The following is a 4,658-nucleotide window of genomic DNA, read 5'->3' as shown; positions in this document are numbered from 1 at the left end:
AAACAACCAGCCAACAGGCGCTAAGTTTACCATCACGTTATAGTCACTACATAGTCATTGCCCGCCATGCTATCCCTGCAAGCCCCGCAGTCTGCTATCATTCGCTCGCCACTGGTGGTTTCACCCCAGACATCAGTGATGGAAACGATCGTCCACCTGAGCAAGCTTCATCACGATGACCCCCATCTAAACGCGCGATCAAGCTGTGTGATTGTGGTAGACCATGATCAGGTCATTGGCCTAGTCACCAGACGAGATCTTGTGCGGTTAATCGCCCAGCAACAACCACTAGAGCACCTGTGGGTTCACCAAGTGATGCGCCACCCAGTTATCACCCTGCACGAGCGTGCCTTTACAGACGTGCTATCAGCAATCCACCTGCTACAACAGCACCATATTCACCAGTTACCCCTTGTGGACGACTGCGATCGTCTAGTCGGGCTAGTTACCGATGACAGCTTGCAGCCATTATCTTGCTTAATCGACCTATTACGCCTGCGGTCAGTGTCAGAGGCCATGACCACAACAGTTACCTCAGCCCCACCCCAGAGCACGATAGCCACGATCGCCCAGCTGATGATAGACCGCACCATTAGTTCCGTTGTGATTGTAGACTTTCTAACCGATCCTGCTTCTGGAATACCCATCCCCGTAGGCATAGTGACAGAGCATGACCTAGTGCAATGGCAAGCCTTGGGGCTAAACCTAGCTACTTGCCCAGTCCAGACCGTCATCAGTTCGCCAGTGGTTACCGTTGCACCCACCGATTCCCTCTTGGCGGTGCATCAACTCATGGAGCAGCACCATATCCAACAAGTAGTCGTGACAGGCAGCCAGGAAGAACTAGTAGGATTGGTGACCCAGAGGAATCTATGGCAGGCATCAAACCCATTGGAACTCTACAGGTCTATGAAGCTGCTGGAAAGCAAGGTAGACCAACTAGAGGCAGAGAAATCAGCCCTCTTGACCAATCGCAACCTCGAAGCAGAGCTAGAGAAGTGCAAGCGCATAGAGCAACGGCTACTAGCCAGTGAACAGCGCTATGCTGCCTTGGCGGCGATCGCCCCAGTGGGTATCTTTCGCACCGATGCAACTGGATTTTGTACCTATGTTAACGAGCGCTATTGTCAAATCACTGGCCTTACTCAAGCGGCTGCCCTTAGAAACGAGTGGCATCAACGGTTGCATCCCGATGATCGCGATCGCACTGTCACCGCTTGGGAGCAATGTGTCCAAGGCATCCATCCCTTTGCTATGGAATATCGGTTTCAACGGCAAGATGGCTCTTCTGTTTGGGTGTATGGACAATCAGCCGCTGAGTATGATAGTCAGGGACAGATTGTTGGCCACATTGGCACCATTACCGACATCACCGCTCGCAAACAGGCAGAACGTGCCCTGCACGAGAGCGAACAGACCAACCGCGCTATTGTGGAAGCGCTTCCTGATCTGTTAATTCAAATGGATCGTCATGGACACTACAGTCGCATGATTGCTGGGAGTACCGTGCGAGTGCGCTACCCACCCCCTGAGCAGGAACATCCAACCGTTTACGATGTCATGTCCCCTGAGTTGGCTCAGCAGCGCCTTTACTACACGCAACAGGCACTAGACACCGGTAGCCTTCAGGTCTATGAGCAGGCAGTTGTGGTTGACCATGAAACTCGCTATGAGGAAGTGCGCATCACCCCTCTAACCAGTGACGAAGTATTGGTGATTGTGCGAGACATTACCGATCGTAAACGGGCAGAACTCACCCTTCAGAAAATACTAACGGGTACGGCTGCTGTAATTGGAGACGACTTCTTTGCGGCTCTCGTGCAACACCTAGCAGAAACCCTTAATGTTCAGTATGCCTGTGTTGCAGAGTTGAAAGATGATGGTTTGCAGACATTGGCCTTTTGGGCTAACGGCATTCTAGAATCCCAGATTATTTACCCCATTCTCAATACTCCCTGCCAACAGGTGTTGGAGCAAGGAGAGTTTTACTGTGAACAGCACCTCCAGCAATGTTTTCCTAAAGATACAGACCTAGCCACCATGCAAGCTGAGAGCTACTTAGGCATTGCCCTCACTGATACCCAAGGTCAACTATTAGGAAACTTATTCATCATGGACGTAAAGCCATTATCAGAGGCGCAGCGCATAGAAATCTCGGCTGTATTGCGAGCACTAGCTGGGCGAACTGCGGCTGAATTGCAACGCAAGACCGCTACAGAAGAGTTAATACGCCTTAACCAAAGTCTAGAGGCTAGCGAAGCAAAGTATCGCTTGCTGGTGGAGCATCAAACTGATCTGATCATTAAGGTGGATCCAGATAATCACTTGGTATTTGTCAGTCCCTCTTACTGTGAACTGTTTGGCAAAACTGACGCAGAATTGCTCAATCAGCCCTATTTACCCGTAGTGCACGAAGATGACCAGGAGCGCACTGCCAAAGCCTACAGCCTATTACACCAACCACCCTACGTTTGCTATCTAGAACATCGCACCATGACCAAGGACGGCTGGCGCTGGTTGGGTTGGTCATTCAAAGCTATTCTCAATGCTGACGCACAAGTTGTCGGCATGGTAGGCGTAGGTCGGGATATCACCCAACTGAAACAAACTCAGCAAGCTCTGCAACAGCTTAACCAATTCCTGGAGCTAAAGGTGGAGGAACGGACAGCAGAACTGCGCGATCGAGAACGCCAGATTCGTGCCATTGTGGAGGCCATCCCTGATCTGTTGTTACGGGTAACGCGAGATGGTCGTTGCATAGACTATGTTCATTCCGCTAACCAGGGCGATCAGTTTCTTCCCATTCACCAGCATTTAGCCGAAGTGTTGCCCCTGGAATTATTACAGCAGCAGTTGCAAATGATAGAACGAGCGATCGCCACAGGCAGACTTCAGGTTTACGAGCATCAAGTACAAAAGCACGACCGATTGGCCTATGAGGAGATTCGGGTAGTGGCCATCAGTCCTGAAGAGGCATTGGTAATTGTGCGCGATATTACTGAGCGTAAGCAAACAGAAGCACAACTCCGGCATAGCAACGAGCAACTCATGCGGGCAACTCGCCTCAAGGATGAGTTTCTGGCCAACATGAGCCATGAGCTACGTACCCCCCTTAATGCTATCTTGGGCATGACTGAGGGCTTATTGGAAGAGACCTTTGGCTCCATCACTCTAGACCAACGGCGGGCACTGCAAACGATCGAACGCAGTGGCAATCATCTGCTAGAGCTAATCAACGATATTCTCGATCTCGCCAAGATTGAAGCTGGTCAGTTAGACATTCACCTAGCCCCGGTTTCGATCGCCAATCTCTGTCATGCCAGTCTTACCTTTGTCAGTACCCAAGCCGCTAAAAAAGGTATTCGCCTAGTTACAAATTTGCCGCCTCAGCTACCTGAATTGCTAGTGGATGAGCGGCGCATCCGCCAGGTGTTAATCAACTTGTTGACCAATGCAGTGAAGTTTACCCCCCATGGTGGACAGGTGACTATCGAGGTGTCATTGCAATCAACAGCACCAGATGCCGATTGGTTACGAATTGCGGTGATTGATACAGGCATTGGCATCCCTCCTAAGCACCTCCAGCACCTGTTTCAGCCATTTGTACAAATTGACAGTGCCCTCAACCGCAAATATGAAGGTACTGGCCTAGGGCTGGCCTTGGTGAAACGGTTGGTAGATTTACACGGTGGTGTGGTTGGAGTAACAAGTGAAGTGGGTGTGGGCAGTTGCTTTACGATCGACTTGCCCTATAAGCCCGCAGCTACCCCATCGTCTCCGCAGGTGCTTACAGATAATGCCAACCGATCTGTCACACAGCAGCCCCCCATCATGATGCCACTAGTGCTGCTAGCAGAAGACAATGAAGCCAATATCAGCACTATGTCCAGTTATCTCAACGCCAAGGGCTATCGGCTATTGTTAGCAAAAAATGGTCGAGAGGCGATCGCCCTAGCCCAAACACAACACCCAGACATCATCTTGATGGATATTCACATGCCAGAACTGGATGGTCTGGCGGCGATCGCCCAAATTCGCCAACAGCCAGCCCTAGCTACAGTACCGATTATTGCCTTGACGGGCTTAGCCATGGAGCACGATCGCGATCGTTGCCTAGCCGCAGGTGCAACCGATTACCTCAGTAAGCCCGTCAAACTGAAACAGTTGGTAGGCATAATTCAACGCCTGCTGGAAACCGCTACGTCTCCATAACGACGCTTCAACAACAGTTCTCTTTCAGGAGTGACCAACCGACAACATTGAAGAATGTTGCAAGGTGTTGTTCCGATTAACCAACAAGGAATAATGACGTATAGAGGCTAGTTGAATATCATGGTCACTCTCACAGCAGTACTCGTGTGAGCAGTACATTAGCCCATTGAAATGCTGGTGATGAGAACCTTAGTCCTTGGTCTGGGGGCAGCGACTGACGTTATGACTACGAACATGCAGGCTTGCCTTCTGCCTTATCTAGAGCCTGAACTGTGACGACATCAAAACCATCGCTGCCTTAACCCTTCCTCTACCAAACTTTGATTCATGGCCTTTAGTGACGCTAGCGTTTGCACTGCCCAACTCCAAGCTGCCTTGGTGCCACCACCCCCCATTGTCGCCCCAGAGACGAGCGTTAAGGCGGCGATCGCCCAAATGGCAACTGC

General features: G+C 50.8%; 1 protein-coding gene. It reads left to right on the top strand.

Going from position 1 to position 4,658, the window contains the following annotated elements:
• Positions 1 to 66: 66 nt before the first annotated feature.
• Positions 67 to 4,212: a PAS domain S-box protein gene (locus NZ772_14320; GenBank protein MCS6814725.1), complete on the top strand. Its 4,146-nt coding sequence runs from the start codon at positions 67 to 69 to the stop codon at positions 4,210 to 4,212.
• Positions 4,213 to 4,658: the final 446 nt, after the last annotated feature.

This window comes from Cyanobacteriota bacterium (assembly GCA_025054735.1).
In the GTDB taxonomy this organism is placed as follows: Bacteria; Cyanobacteriota; Cyanobacteriia; order SKYG9; family SKYG9; genus SKYG9.
The sequence above is the reverse complement of the archived record's forward strand: the minus strand, read 5'-3'. Positions and strand labels throughout refer to the sequence as shown.